This window comes from Fictibacillus phosphorivorans, from assembly GCF_001619875.1.
GTDB classification, from domain to species: Bacteria; Bacillota; Bacilli; order Bacillales; family Fictibacillaceae; genus Fictibacillus; species Fictibacillus phosphorivorans_B.
This window is the reverse complement of the sequence record NZ_LRFC01000039.1, coordinates 1-22,432: the sequence shown is the minus strand read 5'-3', so window position 1 is coordinate 22,432 and position 22,432 is coordinate 1. Positions and strand designations below refer to the sequence as shown.

General features: G+C 38.7%; 25 protein-coding genes. 19 read left to right on the top strand and 6 right to left on the bottom strand.

Annotated elements, in window-relative coordinates; all coding sequences use genetic code 11:
• Nucleotides 1-11: 11 nt before the first annotated feature.
• Nucleotides 12-3,455: a pyruvate carboxylase gene (gene pyc, locus AWM68_RS20055; protein WP_066245826.1), complete on the top strand. Its 3,444-nt coding sequence runs from the start codon at nucleotides 12-14 to the stop codon at nucleotides 3,453-3,455.
• A gap of 307 nt (nucleotides 3,456-3,762) precedes the next feature.
• On the opposite strand, the gene AWM68_RS20050 is transcribed toward pyc, so the two are convergent.
• Nucleotides 3,763-4,650, bottom strand: a complete 888-nt coding sequence (locus AWM68_RS20050) for a COX15/CtaA family protein (RefSeq protein WP_082820822.1) — start codon at nucleotides 4,648-4,650, stop codon at nucleotides 3,763-3,765.
• 381 nt (nucleotides 4,651-5,031) lie between these two features.
• Here AWM68_RS20050 and cyoE point away from each other — a divergent pair, with 381 nt between their 5' ends.
• The 7 genes from cyoE to AWM68_RS20015 all read left to right on the top strand — a co-directional run bounded on the left by cyoE (nucleotide 5,032) and on the right by AWM68_RS20015 (nucleotide 11,791).
• The gene (gene cyoE / locus AWM68_RS20045) at nucleotides 5,032-5,925 is read left to right on the top strand and encodes a heme o synthase (RefSeq protein ID WP_082820837.1); all 894 of its coding nucleotides are present in this window, start codon (nucleotides 5,032-5,034) and stop codon (nucleotides 5,923-5,925) included.
• Between the two features lie 172 nt (nucleotides 5,926-6,097).
• On the top strand, nucleotides 6,098-7,117 hold the full coding sequence (gene coxB / locus AWM68_RS20040) for a cytochrome c oxidase subunit II (RefSeq protein ID WP_066245822.1): 1,020 nt from the start codon (nucleotides 6,098-6,100) through the stop codon (nucleotides 7,115-7,117).
• 31 nt (nucleotides 7,118-7,148) lie between these two features.
• Nucleotides 7,149-8,993, top strand: a complete 1,845-nt coding sequence (ctaD, locus tag AWM68_RS20035) for a cytochrome c oxidase subunit I (protein WP_066245820.1) — start codon at nucleotides 7,149-7,151, stop codon at nucleotides 8,991-8,993.
• On the top strand, nucleotides 8,993-9,613 hold the full coding sequence (locus AWM68_RS20030) for a cytochrome c oxidase subunit 3 (protein WP_066245818.1): 621 nt from the start codon (nucleotides 8,993-8,995) through the stop codon (nucleotides 9,611-9,613). The genes ctaD and AWM68_RS20030 overlap by 1 nt, the downstream gene beginning before the upstream one ends.
• Before the next feature lie 4 nt (nucleotides 9,614-9,617).
• The gene (locus AWM68_RS20025) at nucleotides 9,618-9,962 is read left to right on the top strand and encodes a cytochrome C oxidase subunit IV family protein (RefSeq protein ID WP_066245816.1); all 345 of its coding nucleotides are present in this window, start codon (nucleotides 9,618-9,620) and stop codon (nucleotides 9,960-9,962) included.
• A gap of 136 nt (nucleotides 9,963-10,098) precedes the next feature.
• The gene (locus AWM68_RS20020; RefSeq protein ID WP_066245815.1) at nucleotides 10,099-10,971 is read left to right on the top strand and encodes a cytochrome c oxidase assembly protein; all 873 of its coding nucleotides are present in this window, start codon (nucleotides 10,099-10,101) and stop codon (nucleotides 10,969-10,971) included.
• Nucleotides 10,972-11,071: 100 nt separating this feature from the next.
• Entirely contained in the window at nucleotides 11,072-11,791 is a 720-nt protein-coding gene (locus AWM68_RS20015) for a nucleotidyltransferase domain-containing protein (protein ID WP_419865600.1), read from the top strand.
• Nucleotides 11,792-11,821: 30 nt separating this feature from the next.
• Here AWM68_RS20015 and AWM68_RS20010 read toward each other — a convergent pair whose 3' ends face one another.
• Nucleotides 11,822-12,172 (bottom strand): YugN family protein, encoded by a 351-nt coding sequence (locus AWM68_RS20010; protein ID WP_066245813.1) that lies wholly within the window; start codon nucleotides 12,170-12,172, stop codon nucleotides 11,822-11,824.
• 159 nt (nucleotides 12,173-12,331) lie between these two features.
• Here AWM68_RS20010 and AWM68_RS20005 point away from each other — a divergent pair, with 159 nt between their 5' ends.
• The gene (locus tag AWM68_RS20005; protein ID WP_066245811.1) at nucleotides 12,332-12,760 is read left to right on the top strand and encodes a CBS domain-containing protein; all 429 of its coding nucleotides are present in this window, start codon (nucleotides 12,332-12,334) and stop codon (nucleotides 12,758-12,760) included.
• Between the two features lie 143 nt (nucleotides 12,761-12,903).
• Nucleotides 12,904-13,935, top strand: coding sequence for a CAP domain-containing protein (locus AWM68_RS20000; protein ID WP_156488484.1), 1,032 nt, complete (start codon nucleotides 12,904-12,906; stop codon nucleotides 13,933-13,935).
• A gap of 174 nt (nucleotides 13,936-14,109) precedes the next feature.
• Here AWM68_RS20000 and AWM68_RS19995 read toward each other — a convergent pair whose 3' ends face one another.
• Nucleotides 14,110-14,589: a PaaI family thioesterase gene (locus AWM68_RS19995; protein ID WP_066245809.1), complete on the bottom strand. Its 480-nt coding sequence runs from the start codon at nucleotides 14,587-14,589 to the stop codon at nucleotides 14,110-14,112.
• A 169-nt stretch (nucleotides 14,590-14,758) separates the two neighbouring features.
• On the opposite strand from AWM68_RS19995, the gene ylbD reads away from it, so the two are divergent.
• From ylbD to AWM68_RS19975, 4 genes are all read left to right on the top strand, one after another.
• Nucleotides 14,759-15,172 carry a spore coat protein YlbD gene (gene ylbD, locus AWM68_RS19990; RefSeq protein ID WP_066245807.1) on the top strand — a complete coding sequence of 138 codons (414 nt, stop codon included), beginning with the start codon at nucleotides 14,759-14,761 and terminating at the stop codon, nucleotides 15,170-15,172.
• A 14-nt stretch (nucleotides 15,173-15,186) separates the two neighbouring features.
• Nucleotides 15,187-15,489 (top strand): YlbE-like family protein, encoded by a 303-nt coding sequence (locus AWM68_RS19985; protein WP_066245805.1) that lies wholly within the window; start codon nucleotides 15,187-15,189, stop codon nucleotides 15,487-15,489.
• Between the two features lie 54 nt (nucleotides 15,490-15,543).
• Entirely contained in the window at nucleotides 15,544-15,978 is a 435-nt protein-coding gene (locus AWM68_RS19980; RefSeq protein WP_066245803.1) for a hypothetical protein, read from the top strand.
• 113 nt (nucleotides 15,979-16,091) lie between these two features.
• Nucleotides 16,092-16,526 carry a YlbF family regulator gene (locus AWM68_RS19975; RefSeq protein WP_066245802.1) on the top strand — a complete coding sequence of 145 codons (435 nt, stop codon included), beginning with the start codon at nucleotides 16,092-16,094 and terminating at the stop codon, nucleotides 16,524-16,526.
• Nucleotides 16,527-16,531: 5 nt separating this feature from the next.
• Here the strand turns inward: AWM68_RS19975 and AWM68_RS19970 are convergent, their stop codons facing one another.
• On the bottom strand, nucleotides 16,532-16,855 hold the full coding sequence (locus AWM68_RS19970) for a hypothetical protein (RefSeq protein WP_066245801.1): 324 nt from the start codon (nucleotides 16,853-16,855) through the stop codon (nucleotides 16,532-16,534).
• Between the two features lie 67 nt (nucleotides 16,856-16,922).
• Here AWM68_RS19970 and AWM68_RS19965 point away from each other — a divergent pair, with 67 nt between their 5' ends.
• A complete protein-coding gene (locus tag AWM68_RS19965) occupies nucleotides 16,923-17,198 on the top strand; it encodes a YlbG family protein (protein WP_066245799.1) in 276 nt (91 codons plus the stop codon).
• A gap of 160 nt (nucleotides 17,199-17,358) precedes the next feature.
• Here the strand turns inward: AWM68_RS19965 and AWM68_RS19960 are convergent, their stop codons facing one another.
• Nucleotides 17,359-17,736 carry a DUF7147 family protein gene (locus tag AWM68_RS19960; protein WP_066245797.1) on the bottom strand — a complete coding sequence of 126 codons (378 nt, stop codon included), beginning with the start codon at nucleotides 17,734-17,736 and terminating at the stop codon, nucleotides 17,359-17,361.
• Between the two features lie 337 nt (nucleotides 17,737-18,073).
• Here AWM68_RS19960 and rsmD point away from each other — a divergent pair, with 337 nt between their 5' ends.
• The gene (rsmD, locus tag AWM68_RS19955; RefSeq protein ID WP_066245794.1) at nucleotides 18,074-18,628 is read left to right on the top strand and encodes a 16S rRNA (guanine(966)-N(2))-methyltransferase RsmD; all 555 of its coding nucleotides are present in this window, start codon (nucleotides 18,074-18,076) and stop codon (nucleotides 18,626-18,628) included.
• Between the two features lie 22 nt (nucleotides 18,629-18,650).
• Complete coding sequence (gene coaD / locus AWM68_RS19950) at nucleotides 18,651-19,139, top strand: pantetheine-phosphate adenylyltransferase (protein WP_066245792.1); 489 nt, start codon at nucleotides 18,651-18,653, stop codon at nucleotides 19,137-19,139.
• Here the strand turns inward: coaD and ylbJ are convergent.
• Nucleotides 19,136-20,353 (bottom strand): sporulation integral membrane protein YlbJ, encoded by a 1,218-nt coding sequence (gene ylbJ / locus AWM68_RS19945; RefSeq protein ID WP_066245790.1) that lies wholly within the window; start codon nucleotides 20,351-20,353, stop codon nucleotides 19,136-19,138. The genes coaD and ylbJ overlap by 4 nt on opposite strands.
• 125 nt (nucleotides 20,354-20,478) lie before the next feature.
• On the opposite strand from ylbJ, the gene AWM68_RS19940 reads away from it, so the two are divergent.
• On the top strand, nucleotides 20,479-21,273 hold the full coding sequence (locus AWM68_RS19940; protein WP_066245788.1) for a patatin-like phospholipase family protein: 795 nt from the start codon (nucleotides 20,479-20,481) through the stop codon (nucleotides 21,271-21,273).
• Entirely contained in the window at nucleotides 21,263-22,306 is a 1,044-nt protein-coding gene (locus AWM68_RS19935) for a SepM family pheromone-processing serine protease (RefSeq protein ID WP_066245785.1), read from the top strand. Before AWM68_RS19940 ends, AWM68_RS19935 begins: the two co-directional genes overlap by 11 nt.
• Nucleotides 22,307-22,432 lie beyond the last annotated feature (126 nt).

The window sequence follows — 22,432 nt, the reverse complement described above, 5'->3', positions numbered from 1 at the left end:
GAGGAACTTGTATGAGCAGAAAAATCAGCAAAGTCTTAGTAGCAAACAGAGGAGAAATCGCAATCCGAATTTTCAGAGCCTGTACAGAACTGGATATTCGTACAGTAGCTATATACTCAAAGGAAGATACAGGTTCTTATCATCGTTATAAAGCGGATGAAGCTTACCTGGTTGGTGAAGGTAAAAAGCCGATTGATGCCTATCTTGATATTGAGGGGATCATTGAAATTGCTAAAACCAACGGCGTTGACGGTATTCATCCAGGCTATGGTTTTCTATCTGAGAACAAAGAATTTGCAGAACGCTGCCGTGAAGAAGGCATTGTTTTTATAGGACCTAATGAAAAGCATCTAGATGTGTTCGGAGATAAAGTAAAAGCTAGACAAACAGCCATTGATGCAAACATTCCAGTTATCCCTGGAAGTGACGGTCCTGTAAACAGCTTGTCTGAAGTTAAAGATTTTGCAGAACAAAACGGTTTTCCAATCATTATTAAAGCTGCTATGGGTGGCGGGGGACGCGGAATGCGTATCGTCAGAAGTGAGAACTCATTAGCAGAAAGTTATGACCGTGCTAAATCAGAAGCGAAAGCAGCGTTTGGCAAGGATGAAGTTTATGTTGAAAAATTCGTTGAGAATCCAAAACATATTGAGGTCCAAATCCTTGGAGATCATGAAGGCAATCTTGTCCATCTGTATGAGCGAGATTGCTCTGTACAAAGAAGGCATCAAAAGGTAGTAGAAGTCGCACCAAGTGTTTCTCTTACGGATGAACTTCGTCATGAAATTTGTGAATCAGCGGTTTCTTTAATGGAACACGTTGGTTATATCAATGCGGGAACAGTAGAATATCTTGTTACACCTGACGGCAAATTTTATTTCATAGAAGTAAATCCACGCGTTCAGGTTGAGCATACCATTACAGAGATGGTTACAGGGATCGATATCGTTCAATCGCAAATTTTGATTGCACAAGGATTCTCTTTACATGGAAAAGAAATTGGAATTCCAAAGCAGGAAGACATCTATTGTCATGGATATGCGATCCAATCTCGTGTAACGACAGAAGATCCATCCAATCAGTTCATGCCGGATACTGGGAAAATCATGGCTTACCGTTCCGGCGGTGGTTTTGGGGTACGATTGGATGCAGGTAACGGTTTTCAAGGTGCGGTAATTACGCCGTTCTATGATTCATTGCTCGTAAAAGTCTCTACATGGGCTTTGTCATATGAACAAGCAGCTTCCAAAATGTTGAGAAACTTAAAAGAGTTTCGTATTCGTGGAATCAAAACAAATATTGCTTTTCTTGAGAACGTTGTTACACACCAAAAGTTCTTATCTGGTAACTATGATACTTCCTTTATTGATACAAGCAGTGAACTCTTCGTTTTTCCGAAGCGTAAAGATAGAGGAACAAAAATGCTTTCTTATATTGGGGCGACGACAATCAATGGTTTCCCAGGGCTTCAAAAGCAAGAAAAACCATCCTTCGATAAGCCGCGTATTCCAAAGCTTAAGCTTTCAGAACCGATTCCTAATGGGACTAAGCAGCTGTTGGATGCTGAAGGACCAGAAGCTGTAGCTCAATGGGTAAAAGATCAAAAGAAATTGTTGCTAACTGATACAACTTTCCGTGATGGTCACCAATCGTTGCTGGCGACACGTGTTAGAACGAATGACCTGCTGCACATTGCTGAGCCGACAGCAAGATTATGGCCGGATATGTTTTCTCTAGAAATGTGGGGAGGAGCGACTTTTGATGTATCCTATCGCTTCCTGAACGAAGATCCGTGGGACCGTCTCATTAAACTTAGAGAAAAAGCGCCAAATGTATTATTCCAAATGCTTTTACGAGCATCGAATGCAGTTGGCTATAAGAACTATCCAGATAATGTCGTTGAAGAGTTTGTTAAAAAGTCAGCGATGGCTGGAATAGATGTATTCCGTATCTTTGATAGTCTAAACTGGGTTGAAGGTATGAAGGTAGCTATAAGAGCCGTTCGTGAAACAGGAAAAATTGCTGAAGCCGCGATTTGTTATACAGGAGATATTTTAGATCCGAGCAGAACGAAGTATGATCTTAAGTATTATGTAAATCTAGCGAAAGAGCTTGAAGCAGAAGGTGCGCATATCTTAGCTATTAAAGACATGGCGGGTCTATTAAAGCCTCAGGCAGCTTATGATCTTGTATCAGCACTCAAGCAATCGATCGATATTCCAATTCATCTGCATACACATGACACGAGTGGGAATGGAATCTATACTTATGCCAAAGCTGCAGAAGCTGGAGTGGACATTGTAGACGTTGCTGTAAGTTCTATGGCTGGACAAACATCACAGCCAAGCGCTAACTCCCTTTATTACGCATTATCAGGTAATGAGAGACAGCCAGACTTAAATATTGATCATGCAAAACAACTTTCTTCTTACTGGGAAGATATTAGAAAGTATTATTCAGGATTTGAAAGCGGTATGCCTGCTCCGGATCCTGAAGTGTATGAACATGAGATGCCTGGCGGACAGTTTAGTAACCTACAGCAGCAAGCGAAAGCAGTTGGCTTAGGTGACCGCTGGGATGATGTGAAACAAATGTATCGAAGAGTGAATGATATGTTCGGTGATGTAGTAAAAGTTACTCCTTCTTCAAAAGTGGTAGGAGATATGGCTTTATACATGGTTCAAAACAACTTATCTGAAGATGATGTATACGATCGAGGAGAATCACTTGATTTCCCTGACTCTGTTGTAGAATTCTTTCAAGGATACCTGGGACAGCCATATGAAGGCTTCCCGAGAGAATTGCAGCGTATTGTCTTAAAAGGTAGAGAACCTCTTACAGTGAGGCCAGGAGAGCTTTTAGAAGCCGCTGATTTTAATGACATAAAAGAAACATTGTTTCATAAGATCAACCGTCAAATTACAAGTTTTGATGTTTTGGCATATGCATTATATCCAAAAGTGTTCTTAGATCGTGAGAAGATGTATACGCAATTTGGAGATATCTCTGTCCTTGATACACCAACTTTCTTCTATGGAATGAAGCTTGGTGAGGAAATTGAAGTTGAGATCGAACAAGGTAAGACGTTGATTGTTAAACTTGTTTCTATCGGTGAGGCTCAGAATGATGGATCTCGAGTTCTTTACTTTGAATTGAACGGTCAATCGCGTGAGATCGTGGTTATTGATGAAAGTGCTAAAGTAACAGTATCTGCAAAGCAAAAAGTGGATCACTCAAACCCTTCTCAAATAGGTGCAAGTATGCCTGGTACTGTCATTAAAGTGCTTGTTGAGAAAGGCGAAAAAGTGAAAAAAGGCGATCATCTTATGATCACAGAAGCCATGAAGATGGAAACGACGGTACAAGCTCCATTTGATGGAACTGTAAAAGAAATTTCTGTTCAAAACGGTGAAGGTATTGCAGCAGGAGATCTGCTTATCGAATTAATCAAATAAGCTCTTTTGACACATAATTGTGGGGTAATCACTGGAAGCGAGCTTTTAGCTTTTAGTTAGGGACTATTCTTTAATTGCTGCATAAAAGACTTCACTGAAAAGTTGTTTGGAATGTAAGATACGAGACTCCTGGGGGACGAGTGGGACAGGTGAGACTCCTAAAAGCGCAAAGCGCTAGGAGGCTCACCGCCCGCCCCCGGAAAGCGAGCATCTGAAATGGAAATCAACTGCCTTCAAGAGCAACGATGAAAGTCTAAAATTAAAACTTAAAAAGACCAAGGTGCAATTGAAGCACCTTGGTCTTTTGTTATTTCCGATAAACGATCAGTACTAAATAGCTCAACGTTCCAAATAGGAAAGAGATGATCAATCCATGTGATAAAGCTACGAACAGGTTTAAGTTTGAAAGTACGATCATAATTCCTGATACAGCTTGCAAGATGACAAATAGCAACGCGAACTGAAAACCTTTATTCACAACTTTTTGGTCACTGTAATGCTTTTTTGCATGATACCAAGAAAATGCAATCCATAAGAAAAGTACGACAGCTGCGATTCTATGCAGCAAATGTATGCTAGCTTGTGAACCTAATGTTGTGAGTACAGAACCGTTACAAAGTGGGAACTCAGGGCCGCAACCCATGCTCGAGCCGGTATGTCTTACAAGTGCTCCGGTGTATACAACAGCGTACAAATAAACAAACAGCCAGTAGATGTTCTTTTTAAAACCTGGTGTTACCTTGGCAATAAAAGGCCGGTCACGATCTTCAAATGAAAGAATCGCTAGCAGCAACACACTTGCGAATGAAACAAGTGAAAATCCAAAGTGGGAAGCGAGTACAGCAGAAGACTGGCTCCAAATAACAGCTGCTGCTCCTAAAAGCCCTTGAAGGACGATAAAGAACACGGCAGAACCTGCCAAAATTTTAATTTCTTTTTTATGTGGTTCTCGTCTCCAAGCCCATATGGCCAGAATGATAACTAAGATTCCGAGCCAAGCCGAAACAAACCGGTGACTTACTTCAATGATCGTTTCAAGTTTAGGTGCTGTTGGCAATAATTCTCCATAACACAGTGGCCAAGAATTTCCGCAGCCATTACCAGAATCTGTTTTTGTTACAACAGCTCCCATGAGTAAAACGAGCAGCATACCGAGGGTAGTAATAATAGAATAGATTTGATAAGCTCTTTTCAATTCATTCACCTGCTTTTTAGTCCTGAAAACAGTTCACAAATTTGTAATATTTTCAACTAGTAATAGAGACACCTCGATAGTACAAATAATATAAGAAGTTGTCTATATTAGTCGAAGTATACAAAGCACTTGTTTTGTTTTATAATGTTAGAGGACATTTTCTTTATATATCACTATCCTATCATATAGGTAAAACGTTCTACTTTACATATTGTGAACAGATAAAGACATTTTTTTACGTTGATTTTAGAGTCAAGCCCATATAGAATGAATGAGGGCTTTAATAACAACAAAAGAAAGATTTGGAACATTTTACTCTATAAAAAGGAGGTGTATCTGTTGAGCAAGACTTCAACTGCATATGAAGCCGCTAACAAAGTAATGGAACCTGGACCTCTGTCAGAAGCGAACCCGACAGGCACCTGGAAAGATTTTTTGACCATTGCAAAGCTTGGAATTGTTATGAGTAACCTTATCACGACATTTGCAGGATTTTTCTTGGCCTTAAAATATAATGAATTATTATTTTCAGAGAACATCTTAACCTTAATTCTTTGCGTACTAGGTGCGGCATTAGTTATAGCAGGCGGCTGCTGTTTAAATAACTATATTGATAGAGATATTGATCAGCTTATGGAACGAACGATTGAACGTCCGACAGTTACTGGAAGAATCAATCCGAGTCAAGTATTATGGGTCGGTATTATTCTATCCGCAATCGGGACAGTTATGCTTGCCATGACTACTCTTACTGCAGCTGTAATAGGACTAATTGGGCTTTTTGTCTACGTTGTTGTATATACGATGTGGCTAAAACGTACCCATTCTATTAATACGGTTGTGGGAGGTATATCGGGAGCCGTTCCGCCGTTAATCGGATGGGCAGCCCTTGACGCTAATCTTCACTGGGTTGCATGGATCTTATTCTTAATCATGTTCTTATGGCAGCCGCCTCACTTTTTAGCTCTTGCTATGAAGCGATGTGAGGATTATCGAAACGCAGGTATTCCTATGCTGCCGGTAGTATCCGGATTTGCACTTACAAAACGCCAGATGATTTGGTATGTAGCGGCTTTGCTGCCAGTGTCACTTTACCTGTTCGAATTTGGTGTCATCTACTTAATCTTAGCTGCCGTTTTAGGGACGGGCTGGTTAATACTGGCTCTATCAGGGTTAAAGACTAAGGATGATATAAAATGGGCTCGCATGATGTTTGTGTATTCATTAAACTACATGACAATTATGTTTGTAGCCATGATTCTAGTAAACATATAGAAATTCTTACCGGAACAGCGCTAATTGTGCTGTTCCTGTAATTGCCTTTACATAAAAGGGCTTTCATAAAAGCTAATTAGCTATTTCCATTCAAATAAACCTTTATTTGAAGTGAATAGAAAGAACATTCAGTCAAAACAGACTACAACGAGAAAGTGGGGTATATGTAGTGATGAAAAAATGGCTACAAAAAGGGCGTTTTCTTTCCTTATTTGCCATGTTGGCTCTTCTTTTGATGGGGTGCGGAGATCCGACTCTATCGGCTTTAATTCCGCAAGGTGAAGTTGCTGACAAACAGTTCCAGCTGATGCTGATATCGATTAGTATTATGATTCTGGTACTAGTGGTAGTTTTCGTTCTTTATGCATTCGTATTATTGAAGTTTAGAAAGAAAAAAGGTGATAACTCTACACCTAAGCAAGTGGAAGGTAACCACATGCTTGAATTATTATGGACAGTTATTCCGATTCTTTTATTGATCATCTTAGCTGTTCCAACTGTAATGAGAACATTTGAATTCTCTGCAGATGCTAAACCAGCATCAAAAAATGAGTTAAGCATTAAAGTTACGGGACACCAATATTGGTGGGAATTTGAGTATCCGAAAGAAGAACTCATTACATCTCAGGAGTTAGTGTTACCTGCGGATACAAAGGTACATGTTGAATTATCATCTGCTGATGTTATTCACTCATTCTGGATTCCTTCATTAGCAGGAAAGACAGATACAAATCCTGGTGATAAGAACAAAAACTATATGTGGTTTGAAACTGGCAGCCAGACAGATGTTGTTTACAAAGGAAAATGTGCTGAGCTTTGTGGTGCATCTCATGCTTTAATGGATTTCAAAGTAAGAGTAGTTTCTAAAGAAGACTATAAGAATTGGGTTGCAGGCTTTAAAGCGGCTGACGACAAATCTTCTGCTAATGCTAACGGACAACAAGTCTTTGAAAAGAACTGTTTATCTTGTCACGCAGTTGGACAAAACGGCGGGAACACAGGACCTAGCTTAACTGGTTTTGGGGATAAAGACCGTGTAGCAGGTATCTTAGAGCATGATAAAGAAAATCTGAAAAAGTGGATCAAGGATCCTCAAGAAGTTAAACCAGGCAACAACATGCCTAAGGTTAACCTTTCTGATGAGGAAATTGATGCTGTTTCAGATTACTTGTTAGGTCTTAAATTGAAATAGTCTTAAGCATTGCAAAAAAGGAGGTTACACCGTGGCAACTCACGAAAGTCACAAAAAGAGAAGTGGGTTAATGGATTGGCTCACTACCGTTGACCATAAAAAGATCGGTATTTTGTATCTTTTGGCAGGTGGGTTCTTCTTCTTAATCGGAGGACTTGAAGCTATATTGATGCGTATTCAATTAATGGAACCAGACAGCAAGATTTTCACTGGTGAACTTTATAACCAATTGTTAACGATGCATGGAACAACAATGATCTTCTTGGCAGCCATGCCGATCATCTTCGGTTTCATGAACGCCATTGTTCCTTTACAGCTAGGAGCACGTGACGTAGCGTTTCCATACGTTAACGCAGTCGGTTTTTGGTTATTCTTCTTCGGTGGATTATTATTAAACCTTAGCTGGTTCTTAGGCGGAGCACCTGAAGCTGGTTGGACAGCTTATGCACCACTATCAACCGTTGCTGAAGATACTGGAGTAGATTTCTATGTACTTGGTCTTCAGATCGCTGGGGCAGGTACACTTGCAGGGGGGATTAACTTCCTTGTAACAATCATTAACATGCGTGCACCGGGTATGACGTTTATGCGTATGCCGTTGTTCACTTGGGCTTCATTTGTTACATCTGGACTTATCTTATTCGCATTCCCTGCACTTACAGTTGGATTCTTCCTTCTTATGTTCGAACGTGTATTTGATGCTAATTTCTTTAATCCAGATATGGGTGGTAACATTTTAATCTGGGAACACATTTTCTGGATCTTTGGTCACCCTGAAGTATATATCTTGATTCTACCTGCTTTTGGTATTATCTCTGAGGTTGTTTCTACATTCTCAAATAAGCGCTTGTTTGGTTACAGTGCGATGGTTTTTGCAACAGTTCTAATTGGATTTTTAGGATTCATGGTTTGGGTTCACCACATGTTTACAGTTGGTCTAGGACCTGTAGCAAACTCTATTTTTGCTGTAGCAACGATGGCAATCGCAATTCCGACAGGCGTAAAGATTTTTAACTGGATCTTCACAATGTGGGGCGGACAAATTCGCTTCTCAACAGCAATGCTTTTTGCAGTAGGTTTCATCCCAACGTTCGTAATGGGTGGGGTAACAGGGGTTATGCTTTCTGTTCCTGCAGCTGACTATCAGTACCATGATAGTTACTTTGTAGTAGCTCACTTCCACTATGTAATCGTTGGTGGTCTGATTTTAGGTTTATTCTCAGGGTTATACTATTGGTACCCTAGAATGTTTAACCGTGTTTTAAACGAAACTCTTGGAAAATGGAATTTTTGGCTGTTCTTTATTGGATTCCACTTAACGTTCTTCCCGCAGCATTGGTTAGGACTAATGGGTATGCCTAGACGTGTTTATACATATATGTCTGGACAAGAACTTGACGGAGCAAACTTTGTAAGTACGATCGGTGCCATTCTAATGGGTGCTGGAACAATTGTACTTTTGATCAACATCGTAATATCAGCTTCATCTAAATATGCAACAACAAAAGATCCGTGGGATGGCCGTACATTAGAGTGGGCTATGCCAGTACCAACTCCAGAATACAACTTTGCACAAACACCGCTTGTTCGTGGTCTTGATGCACTGTATGTTGAGAAAACGGCTGGTAATGGAGAAATGACACCTGCAGAACCTGTAGGAGAAATTCACATGCCGAACGGATCAATCTTGCCGTTTATTTTATCTCTTGGCATGTTCATTGCTGGATTTGGCTTCATCTATGCGAACTGGATCGTAGCAGGTGCTGGTTTAGGACTTGTATTGATTACGATGTTCCTTCGTTCTGTTATTGATGATCACGGTTATCATATTCATAAAGAAGAAGTTGAAGCAGACATTAAAGGGGGTAGAGCTTAATGAATGCTGGAGAACGTTTAACAGATGCTAATTTCCCTGCTCATCCTGAAAAAGCTACCCTTGAAGGTAAAAATAAGTTTTTAGGATTCTGGCTATTCCTAGGTGGTGAGACTGTCCTATTCGCAACACTTTTTGGGACATATCTTGGTCTTAGAAACATGCATTTAGATGGTCCATCTGGGGAAGAATTATTCTCACTGCCATTAGTATTTTTAGCTACAATGCTGCTACTAACAAGCTCATTAACGAGTGTATATGCAGTACTCTCTTTAAAACAAAACAAAGTACGTTCTTTGCAAGGCTGGTTCCTCGTAACCTTATTATTAGGTCTTGGATTCTTAGGATTAGAAATTTATGAGTTCGTACACTATGTTCACGAAGGACATACATTTACTAGCTCTGCATTTGGTTCAGCTTTCTACTCGCTGGTTGGTTTCCACGGAGCCCACGTATTGTTCGGGGTACTTTGGATTACAACTTTGTTGGCTAGAAACTGGAACAGAGGTATTACCTTATCTAACGCACCAAAGTATTATTTGTTTGCACTATATTGGCACTTTGTCGATGTTGTATGGGTATTCATCTTTACAGTTGTTTATCTAATGGGAAAGGTAGGTTAAACTCATGGCTAATCACCAACAGAACCCTGAAACTACCGTTCATCGTCACGAAGAGATTCAGCGTAAACTTGCTTTGAAAGAGGAACGTAAGCATCATAACGTATCCTTTGTTATGATGATCCTTTTAACGATCGTTGCGTTTTTTGCGATCTGGAGTGACAAAATCAGTGATTCATTTGCTGTATTGTTTATTCTTACATTGGCAGTTGTTCAAGTATTCTTCCAGCTTTATGTATGGATGCACTTAAGCCATAAAGGACATGACTTCCCAATCTGGGGGATGGCGAGTGGTATACTCGTTGCAGCTATTACAGTAGCTTCCTTAATGGGACTAATTTGGACATCGTAAGAATTCTGAGGGCTGCATCTCGTATGCAGCCCTTTTTACATGTTACAAAATTACGAATTGTCACTATAATTCCATTACAAGTACCTAAAAGATTGGTATAGTAGTATCGGGTACTTTCTTAAAGGAGATGACAGACATGCACCATAATCACCATGTTCATCATACTAGTTTGAGTGATTATAGCTGGTACGAACTATATCCGCCTTTTATATATGTTTTGGCAATTGTTCTTGCTTTTGTTTACTTTCGCTGGATTATTCGAGGCAAACACGGGAAGAGCTTAGCAACTTGGTGGCAAAAAGCAGCAATGACGTTTGCATTAGTGCTAATGATTATTATTAAAGGTACACCTGTACAGATTTTAGGCCACAATTATTTATTTAGTGTACATATGGTACAGATGGCTGTTTTATATCTGATGATTACACCTTTAGTTATTCTTTCGGTCCCTGAAGTGAAGTGGAGCAGCTGGTTAAATAAGAAATCTATTTTAACGCGTATTTTTCATTTTCTGACGAAACCGCTAATCGCTTTACTTGTCTTTAATAGTGTATTCTCTTTGTATCATATTCCACTCGTGTTCGATACAGCTGTAGGAAATCCTGTTATTCATTACGGGTATCATGCTTTATTGCTTATAACGGCATTCACGATGTGGTGGCCAGTTCTTTGCCCGGTTAAAGAGCTTGATTCGTTGTCAGATATAAAAAAAATCGGTTATGTTTTTGCAAATGGTGTATTGATGACACCAGCTTGTGCTTTGATTATGTTTGCTGACTTTCAGCTTTATGAAACATACAGAAATGTTCCGCAATTATATGCAACCATGACGCCTAAAGAAGATCAGCATGTAGGCGGAGTTACGATGAAGATCTTCCAAGAAGTCGTATATGCTTTTGTGCTTGGTCTTATCTTTTTTAGATGGGTTAAAAAGGAACGTCTTCGAGATAAAGCTGACTTAGATATGATAAAAAGACAAAACAACCAATTGAACCCTGAATTGAAATAACCGGCACTTTGCCGGTTATTTTTTTTGCATAAAAAAATGAAAACACCCGGTTCATGTAGAATAAATATAGAAAGCCAGGTAAAGAAGGGAAAGAGAAAATATGAGAATCAACGCCAGACAAGCAGCCAAAAAATTTATAGAGTCTCACTATCCGAACTGTGAAGTTGCCTATTTGGCTGGAAGTGTGGTCAGAGGAGAAGAAACGGAAAGCTCAGATCTAGATATTATTATCATTGATAGTTCGGTAGGTGAGTCATACCGTGAATCACTTACAGAGTATGATTGGCCGATAGAGGTTTTCGTTCATAACATGTTTACATACAAAAACTACTTTAAACAAAACATAGATCGTGCAAGACCGTCACTGCCGCAAATGTGTGCAGAAGGTATTATTTTATGTGATAAAGGACATGCATCACGTATTAAAAATGAAGCACTTCAATTATTAAAAGCTGGGCCGACTCCATGGAAAACAGTTGAGATCGAACAAGCGCGCTATCATTTGACAGATCTCCTGAACGATCTTGAAGGTTCAACAAATGTTCTAGAAGATCTATTTATCGTTTCAAAACTTGCAGACCGCACACATGAATTTGTATTACGTGTTAACGGACACTGGATTGGCGAAGGAAAATGGATTCTTAGGGCATTAAGGGAATTTAATGAAAGTTTTGCTGAACAATTTGCTTTTGTATTCGATGCATACTATTCAAGTCGTTCGAAAATTGGAGTTATCCAATTTGTAGATGAAGTGATTGCTCCATATGGGGGCCGTCTTTTTGAAGGATATTCTTCTCAATCAAATCGAGCAGCAGAATAGAAAAAATCCCTCAGTGATGAGGGATCTTTTTTATACGTGCAATTCGTTATGCAGCGCTTCGATTAACTTGTTACACTGTTTTACAACGTGTTTAGGAAATTCTTCGTCATACTCCACACCATGCGGATAATAGTGTTTTCCTAAATAAGGTGTTCCAAGTTCAACCTTTGCGTGAGGTGTTTCTGTTTCTGCTTCTGTAACAAGACAAGGGAAACGGAAATAATAAACATCACCATTAGTCATATCTTCAAATTTGTAATCGTATGTAATTCGCTCATAGTCCCATTGGCCTGCGCGGATCATTCCATGGCTATCCATCACATGTTCTAATAGTGAGAATTCAATAACCTTCCCGTTTAAGCCGCTTTCTTCAAATTTCATCGTGAAACCTCCTAGGAATTCAATAAAAAAATAATAATCACTTCTTAATGATATTATGAAAGCGCTAAAGATGCAATCATTGTCAAAACGATGCATATTTGTTTTTCTTTCGTAAAGCATAAGAAAGAAATAATTTGATCTTAGTTGGAGGTAATCAATATGAAAAAAGTAAGCGAAATTATGACAAAACATGTTGACTATGTTACGCCGTTGGACAACGTGTATGAAGTAGCTGTAAAGATGAAGAACGACAACGTAGGCGTAATCCCTGTGTGTGAAAATGATCAATTAATTGGTGTAATCACAGACCGTGATATCGTAATTAGAGGGGTAGCCGAGAAGCGTCCTGGATCTACAAAAGTTACCGATGTGATGAGTGAACATCTATATACAGGGTCAGCAGATATGAGTGTTCAAGAAGCAGCTGAACTCATGGCCAATAAGCAAATTAGAAGATTACCTATCGTTGAAAACAATAAACTTATTGGGATTATTTCACTAGGAGACTTATCTTTAGCAAAAGAAAGTAATAATGCTGCCGGTCATACGTTATCCGAAGTTTCTGATCAAAGAGATCATCTACAATAAGATAAGAAAAGCTAAAGTTAATTAAATATCTACTTTTACAGCAGCCTGAATCTTATTTGGAGCTGCTTTTTTTAATCCAATAATCCAAAGGGAATGTCTCTATGCTAAACTATGAATAGAAGAAACACATAGGGGGAACCATTATGCGAGGATTGGTTACTTTTTTCCTATCCGTACTTATATTAATCGGAATCTTTTTTTATGATCTATTGCCGGAGTTTTCTATTCAGGAACAAAAACCTAAAACAAAAATGGAATACATAGAAGAGTCGGTTCAAATTCCAGATGATGCAGTGTCTAATTGGATAGGCAAAGATTTAGCTGCATTTGAGAAACAGTGGGGTAAACCTGTAAGAATTGATCCATCAAGTTATGGATACGAATGGTATATTTATGGGGATAAAAGTCCAAAAGGCTACCTGCAAGCAGGTGTTGAAGACGGAAAAGTCGTTACTTTGTTTGTCATTGGATCTGAAGTCAATACAAATCCATTTACTATAGGTGAAGATTCAAACAAAATCATTCAGAAATACCCGATCGAAAGTGATATTACAATTAATGATGGAGAGGATTTTTTTAGATTCGAACTGTCAGAACAAGAAATTATGCTAAGGCCGTTAATCAAATTAGGTGAAAAAGTTTGGGTGCAATTATATTTTGATAAATTTACTAACAAGTTATCAAGCGTCAGGTACACCACTTCTGATGTTCTGTTAAGGCAAAGACCTTATTCAATCGTTTATCGTGGTGATCTTCCGCCTGTTCAGCCATTAACGGAAGAAGAGCAAAAGAAAGTGGATCAATCAGAGGAACAGCAAGTATTTGAGCTTACTAACATCATTAGACTGAACTACGATAAAAACCCGCTTGAGTGGGATGAACTTACCTCAGAAGTTGCTTTTTTGCATTCTGAGGATATGCTGACTCAGCAATATTTCTCACATGAAAGTAAAGATGGCAGAACGTTATCTGATAGGCTCCTTGAAAAAGGAGTAAAGTTTACACAAGCGGGTGAAAACATTGCTGCAAACTACACGGATGCGGCAGCGGCAGTAGAAGGCTGGATGAACAGTGAAGGTCATCGCAACACGATGTTAAATGATGAATATACTCATCTAGGCGTAGGAGTAGACAATAAATATTATACTCAAAATTTTTTAGTTCCTATGAAATAAGAAAGCTGATTTTTGTAAGGTTTTTTTACAGGTGTGCGGGGATTTATCGTTAGATGTAGAGTTTTTTAAAAATTTTTGTAGCCATATTAAAAGAAGAGCTAATTCATTAAAAATGAATGTAGCTCTTTTTTAGTTCCATCCTAACATTTTGCTGATCATAATCATGGATGTGTTCTATTCAGCTAATTTAAAGAACGTTCCTGTAGCAGACGCAATCAAAACGCCTTTTTCGTTTCGGACTTTTCCATTCATCCGAACTAATTGTCTGCCGTTATGAACCACTTCAGCCCGGCAAATAAATACTTCGCCAACTCCAGGAGTTAGATAGTCTACTTTTAGCTCAACGGTAACTGCTCCTTTTTTGTTGCCTGGTACTAGACTTGCCATTGTGCCCATCGCGGTATCTAAAAGAGTAGCCGTAAGCCCACCATGCACGATTCCAATGGAATTATCCAATAACGGTGAATTAGGCATTTCCATCTCAAGAATATGTTCCTCAATCTTTTTCGATTTCAGCTGTAATAAAGAAGCAATGTGTGTAAGACTCGTTTTTTCTCTTTTAGCCTTCAAACTGTTTAAAAATAGTTTCATGGCTGTTTTTTCTTGGTCTGTACTGTTCTCTATAAACTCATTCCACTCTTTTTTTAGATCCAATGAATATCCCTCAATCTTTTTTATTTATTGTACCTTTTTAGGCAGATGAGAATAAAGTAAACAGAATTAGCTTTGCAATTATTTTTAAAAATGGGCGCACCAATTTATGGGCACTTATGTATCATGTAGTAAAACATGATTCGTCAGTGGATGGCTGGGGGTGGATTCTGTGGTAAAGACTGATATTGAAAGTTTCAAGGAGTTTGTGCATAAACATCCTGAACTAATTAGAGAAGTTAAAAAGAATAATAGGCCCTGGAAGGAAGTCTACCAGGACTGGATTGTTTTAGGTGAAGAACACGAGAGCTGGAATCAATATGCAAAACAAACAGAAGAAAAAGGAAAAGAAAGAAAGCAAGAAGAACGTTCAACTGCACAAAAAGGAAGAACCGATCTAACAGTAGGAGACATCGTTGCAGGGTTGAGTAAGCTTCAGATTACGGATGTACAAAAATATTTATCGCAATTTGGAAGTCTTATGGACGCCGTTCAAGAATTATTACAGCAATTTAACAATCAGTCTGACAGATCGAACCAGCTGCCGGAAAATAGAATGAGCGATTATCCTTCTTACAAAGATTAAAGGATGTGTGCGGTGTGCGAAGAGAAATTTTAGATTACTTAAACACAAGACCCGACCTTAAATATTATATTAGGGAAAAACCTGAATGGTATAGAAAGCTAAGTCGAAACCCTTTTTCAGTTTCTGAACTAGAAGAGGGTGCAAAGGTATTTTATGGCCGAACATTTGGTCAGAGAGTAGATCGTTTTCATCAGCAGCTGCAAAACTTTGGATTACTTATGGAACTGATCTCAGTAATGGGAGAAGTGAAACAAGAGGATGTTCCCATGCAAAATGATTTTCAACCCATGCCTGATCCATTAATCAATGGAGAATGACGGATAAAGTGATATAAATTGGAAAAAACTATCTCTAGAAGGAGTGGTTTTTTCATGAGCAAAAAGAAAAAAGTTTTTTATGTAATAGGGTTATCAGCACTTCTCATGGTGTCAGCATTGCCTTTAATAAATATACAAACGGGTACGAATGAAGCTGAAATCATAAAACCTGAGGCAGTAATGGCGTCATCACTTTATCCCCTCATGGATAAGGATTGGGCTGTAAATTATCATGTGAAGAAGAAGCGCATATACATCGAGAACATTATTCCACGCTTCTCATTTCAAGGAAGCCATACGAAAACACCAGGGAATCAAGATGGATACATTGCGGTATTCATTAACAACAAATGGAGAATGAATGCCAATCAGTCCATGTTTATTCTAAATAGAATGACTCCTGGCAAACATAAAATTACGTTACAGTTAAAGAAAAAGGATGGATCTGATTACGGTTTAAAGAAAGATATAGTTGTACACATTCAATAACTCTTCTATGTAGAAGAGTTAATTTTTTTTGTAATAAACTGCTATGCTTTTAAGTCTATTCATTATCCGCTATAATAGATAAGAAACCTCATACCTAAAGGGAGGTGTGACGTATGAGTTTAGACCAAATTGTTTTGCTGGAAGAATCATTAACTTTAGCTGAAATGGTCTCTAATTCCAGTGTTGCAATAGCATATAGAGAATCAAAATTTATCTTGGAACAAGATGAAGAAGCACAAAAATTGATTGCCCGTTTTGCCAAAATGAAAGAGCAGTATGATGAAGTACAGCGATTCGGGAGATATCATCCTGACTTTCAGACAGTTTCTGCAGAAGTTCGAACACTAAAAAGAGAACTGGATTTTCATGATAAAATTGCTCAGTTCAAAAAGTCAGAAAAAGAACTTGAGAATTTATTAATGGAGTGCAGCAGAATTATTGCAGACAGCGTGTCACAGCAGATTAAAGTTCCCACAGGAAATCCATTTTTTGATGAAAGCTCATGCAGTGGTGGATGTGGTTCTGGCGGATCTTGTGGATGTGCGTAAACTTTTTAATGATCTTTAAATCGTATACAATCAAAACACAAGTTTCCGCAGCAGAACATTTTCTCTTGAGGAACTAAAAAACGCATGCGATACACATAAAGATTTCCTTCTGACCTGACAAAATTGAGGTTCAGGGTGAGCCGTTTCCCTTTCATTGCTTTTACAGCATGTTTTTTAACTGCGTCTGTCGACTGATTGATTGATACATGTTGAGAGACCGTTACATACAAGAAAGGGATTCCGGCCATTAATTTCTTTTCAGCAAAAGTGATTGAAGGATCAAGTATCATTCTATCAATAAAATTTTCCCAAATGGTGTTTAAGTCCAAGATACATCACATCCTAATGAGTGATTTGTTGATGTTTGAATACAGTATAATAAAAGGGGCTTTAATTATGATAGGTAATCGTCGTGGACTCTCTGTTTTTCTTCATTCTTTAAAGTTTTCTAAACAGCTCAGACGCTACGGTAATGTTCACTATGTGTCAAGAAGGCTTAAATACGCAGTTCTCTATTGTGATGGCAACAAAATAGATGAAATTGCAGCAAAGCTTGAATCTTTGCACTTTGTAAAAGAAGTAAAAAGGTCACATAAACAAGAGATTAAAACAGAGTATGAAAGCAAGATTGTTGATAAAGCAAAAGAGTACGATTATAAGATGGGGATTTAAAAGACAGGCAGGCTAATTAAGTAGCTGCCTGTTTTTTTATGTGTTTTTTCTGAAAGTATTTCTTTTTAAAGGCTTCATAAGCATTTATAGATCTTTAAAAAATTTTATTAGTCCTCAACTATTTTTATAAGTCTACGCCCATTGTGGCAAACAAATGAATCTATGACAAAGGCGGGATTAGGTAGTTTAAGCGTAATATACCGATTAGATAGTGATAGAAAAGTTCCGTTTCTGCAAATTCTTTTGATGATTTTACATCAAAAGTGATCATTTCCTTATTTAGCTGAGCGGCTTTTGTTTCAAATAATTCATATCGCTTTGAAGGAAATGGTACTCCTTCTCTGCATATGTACAGTGGCTGGAATTTGCCTTCAGAAGCAGGCTGCATTACCGCAACGAGTGAAGCATATATCTTATCTTCTTTCTTTACTTTTAGACACAATAGCTGAGTAATTCGGTCTTTGTTCGATTCCATAATCTCAAGAAGTTCATAGAGATCTGAATACCCTTCCCCTAACTCAATAAATCGTTGAATCATCGTTCATTCCCCTTTCTATACAACAATGTAGCACAATCCGAAACGGGCTGAAAGGCTTTTAAGCATTAAAAAAACCTGCAGCATAAACTGCAGGTTGCCTTTAAAACAAAATCACTTCTGTTTAAAGGCGATGGGAGAGGAGAAACCGGATGAAGAACTTATGGGGAGTAAGTCTTCTCCGCGGTTGGCAACAACATCGTTCGTTGATGTTGTTATAAGTAGTATGACCTCATTTAATTTGCCTTATACTTATAAAGAAAAGATTTGATTGTTTGAATACAGGAATACTTGTGATAGGATTAGAAATGGAAAACGGATAAAGAATTGAGTGAAGAACGTGAGAGTAATAGCAGGTGAATGCAAAGGAAGACCCCTTAAAGCTGTGCCAGGTACAAATACTCGTCCAACAACTGATAAAATCAAAGAATCCATATTTAATATGATCGGCCCTTATTTTGACGGGGGAATTGGTCTGGATTTATATGGTGGCAGTGGCGGACTCGGGCTGGAAGCGTTAAGTCGAGGAATGGATCACTTTATTTTTATTGATAAAGATCAAAAAGCCATACATACGATTAAAGAGAATATCAAACAATGCAACTATGGTGAGAAAACAGAAGTCTTTCGCAATGATGCAAAAAGAGCGTTGAAAGCGCTTCATAAAAGGGAAGTTCAGTTTGATATGATCTTCCTTGATCCTCCATACGCTAAACAAATGTTAATGAAAGATATGGAGGAAATTGATAAGCTGCAGCTGCTTTCTGATGAAGGGAGTATCGTAGCTGAACACGGTAGTGATGTTACACTTCCAGATCAGATCGAAAGTTTTCATTTAATCAGACAGGAAACGTACGGAAAAACAACAACCATATCGATTTTTAAACGTAATTAAGACATTTTATGAGGTGAAGAATATGCCAACGACTGCCGTATGTCCTGGTAGTTTTGACCCTGTGACGCGAGGTCATTTGGACATTATTAAACGAGGCGCAACCGTATTTGACGAAGTAATTGTAGTGGTCGCCAATAATCAAAGCAAAGATCCATTATTTTCGGTAGATGAGAGAATTGTACTTCTAAAAGAAGTGACTAAGCAGTTTCCTAACGTGAAAGTAGATTCTTTTAATGGACTTTTAATTGATTACGTAAAAAACATAGGAGCCAACGTCATTCTTAGAGGACTTCGTGCTGTATCTGATTTTGAATATGAAATGAAGATTGCTTCTATCAACAAAAAGCTGGATGACAAAGTAGAAACGTTCTTTATGATGACAAATAATCAATACTCGTTCTTAAGTTCGAGTATCGTAAAAGAAGCAGCGAAGTATCATGCGAACGTGTCTGATCTTGTACCGGAAATCGTTGAGGAAGCTTTAAAAGAAAAATATAACAGCCCCCGTTAAGTACGGAGGCTGTTTTTTTTCAATAAAGTTCGATTCCACAAGAGAATCGACAGCAGTAAGAACCCTAACGTTACATAGTGGCTGTTCGCTAGCGCGAGCATGCCAAATTCTCCAAAGTTCTCACTTTTTTCTGTCAGGAAGGCAAAAGCCGGAGCGGCACTGCTTTTAACGTGATACAAATAAGGGAATACTAAAAGACAAATGAAAGCAGATAAAAATCCGTGCATAATTCTGGCAACAAAGAAAGGCTTAAATTTAATATCTGTATCCGCAAGAATACTAGCGACTTGTGCTTGAACAGAAAGCCCGCTAAACGCCAGGATAAAGCTTACAATAACGGCTTGCTGCAGTAAAGAAGATTGTGCAAGGCTAGTTAGGTTGCTTCCTAAGGTAATTTCAAATATTCCTTTAATCAAAGGTAAACTCAAAGTTTCGGATAGTGAGAACAAAAGGAAGAAGTAATTTACCATGCTTGAAAGCAGCTCGGCAACATGTAAAAGGTCCATCATCTTACTTAATACAGAAAATAGAATGATAAATCCACCGATCATAAGCAGTGTTTTAGTGGATTGCTGAACGGCATCTCCAAGAAGTTGTCCAATGGGCCGATTATCAGCTAGTCGGGCTTCGTGCATATGTTTTAAAGCATTTTTTAGCCCTTTGCCTCTATATCTTTCTTCGTTTGTCTGTGAATCTTTTTTGAAGCCGTGAAACCTCATGATAAGACCGACGAAAAAGTTGCCTAAATAGTGGCTTACAGCAAGTACAATACCTAATGCTGCATTATGAAAAAAGCCAACTGCGATGGCGCTGAACATAAACAATGGATTTGAACAATTTGTAAATGATACGAGGCGCTCTGCTTCAATCGTTGTGATTTGTTTTTGGTGCCATAATCGGGCTGTTAGCTTTGCTCCTGCAGGAAATCCTGACGAAATTCCCATTGCCCAAACAAATCCTCCTGAACCTGGTACACGAAAGAGGGGACGCATAAGTGGTTCAAACAATACACCTATCAGATGAACGACCCCAAGCCCCATCAATACCTCTGATAAGATAAAAAAAGGCATAAGGGAAGGAAATACGACGTCCCACCACATTTTTAGTCCGTTTACAGATGCCATGTAGGTTTCTTTTGGGTATATTATGATAGAAAAGGCTATGATGATTGCAGAAGATGACATTACCAATGTTTTTAAAAAAGCTTTATTCATAAGGGGAGTACTCCTCTCACCATATTCCACATTGCTTCCTTGTCCTCATCCTTATTTATACGTATAGCCACACTCTTTAGACCATATGTTAAAAAAAGACGGTGCTTCTAAAGGAGGAGCAAAGGATGAAAGAACCGAAAATCGGACTTGCTCTTGGATCTGGCGGTGCTAGGGGGTTCGCGCACCTTGGAGTAGTAAAGGCTTTAAGAGAAGCTCAAATTCCGATCGATATGATTGCAGGTAGCAGTATGGGTGCACTAGTGGGGGCAATGGTTTGTATGGGCCATAGCGACGAAAATTTATACCGCATGGCAACACTTTTTAAAAGGAAATACTATATGGATTATACCGTCCCTAAGATGGGGTTTATTACGGGAAAAAAGATTAAAGAATTAGTTAGGCTTCTAACTAAACAAAAACATATTGAACAAACAGATATACCATTGGCAATAGTGGCAACGGATCTGCTGCTTGGTGAAAAGGTTGTTTTCCGAACTGGCCCGATCGCAGATGCGGTTCGTGCCAGCATTTCGATTCCTGGGATATTAGTTCCCGAAAAAATGAACGGAAAACTCTTAGTGGATGGCGGTGTAATCGATCGTGTACCAGTATCAGTAGCAAGAGAGATGGGAGCAGATCTCGTGATCGCCGTGGATATTTCACATTTCAAAGCAGAACTGCAAGTAGCTTCTATTTTTGATGTTATTATTCAAAGTATTGATATCATGCAGCGTGAGATGGTTCGCTGGCACGAAATTTCGGCAGATATAATGATTCGGCCGATGGTTGAGCAGTTCAGTTCTACAGCTTTTAAAGATGTAAATGATATAATAGCAATTGGAGAAGAGGCTGGAAGAAAACAGGTCCCTAAAATCTTAGAAAAGATCAACAACTGGAAGGAGTCATCGCATGACCATTGAGAAGGAAGGGAAAAAGAAAAACTTTTTCTCTCAAAACAAATTTATCTTTCTGTCCTTACTAATCTTTGCATTTATTGCATTTTATCCACTTCCTTACTATATAACCTCTCCAGGGGATGCAAGGGTTTTAGATCCCATTATTCGTGTTGAAGGCGGAGATAAAGACGAGGGAGTATTCATGCTTACAACTGTTTCAGTTGGAACGGCGAACATACCGCAATACATATGGGCAAAACTTAGTGACTATCGTGAAGTCATTCCGGCTGAAGAGATCAGAGCAGAAGATGAAACAGATGAAGAATACAATCAAAGACAATTGCAGATGATGGAAGATTCACAGCATGCTGCAACAGTTGTCGCTTTTCAACAGGCAGGGAAAAAGGTAGACATTCAATATCATGGTGTATACGTTACAGGAATCATGTCAGGCATGCCTGCAGAAAAAAAACTGAAAGTCGGAGATAAGATAATAGCAGTTGACCGTAATCCGGTTATGGAAACTAAAAAACTGCTGGATGTACTAGCTCCGAAGAAAGCAGGAGATCCTGTAGATTTAACAATCCTTCGTGGTGAAAAGAAAATGAACGTAAGTCTAAACATCGAACAGTTTCCGAAAAAATATATTCAAGACGAGGGACCTAAAGCTGGCCTTGGCATTACTTCACCTGTAGCTGATGTATCCATTGAGACAGATCCAAAAGTTAAAATTGACACATCACAGATTGGAGGACCATCTGCTGGTTTAATGTTCACATTAGAAATATTGGATCAGCTAACAGAAGATGATCTGACACACGGCAAGAAAATTGCAGGTACCGGTACGATGGATCTGCATAAAAACGTTGGACCGATCGGCGGCATTCAGCAAAAGATTGTAGCGGCAGATGAAGCGGGCGCAGAAATATTCTTCGCACCCGTGGAAGGGAATAACTACAAAGATGCTGTGAAAGCACAAAAAGATATCGGATCTAAGATGAAGATTGTTCCTGTAAAAACATTAGATGATGCTTTAAAGTATTTGGAGAAGTTATAAGTTAGAAAAGGATGCAGAAGTTCGTGTGAGCAGCTTCTGCATCCTTTTTATATCTTGTTTAGCTCGTTCAGCAGGATTTATCCGAGCTGAACGAGCGATTCTCAGCATTTACGAGCGATTCTCAGC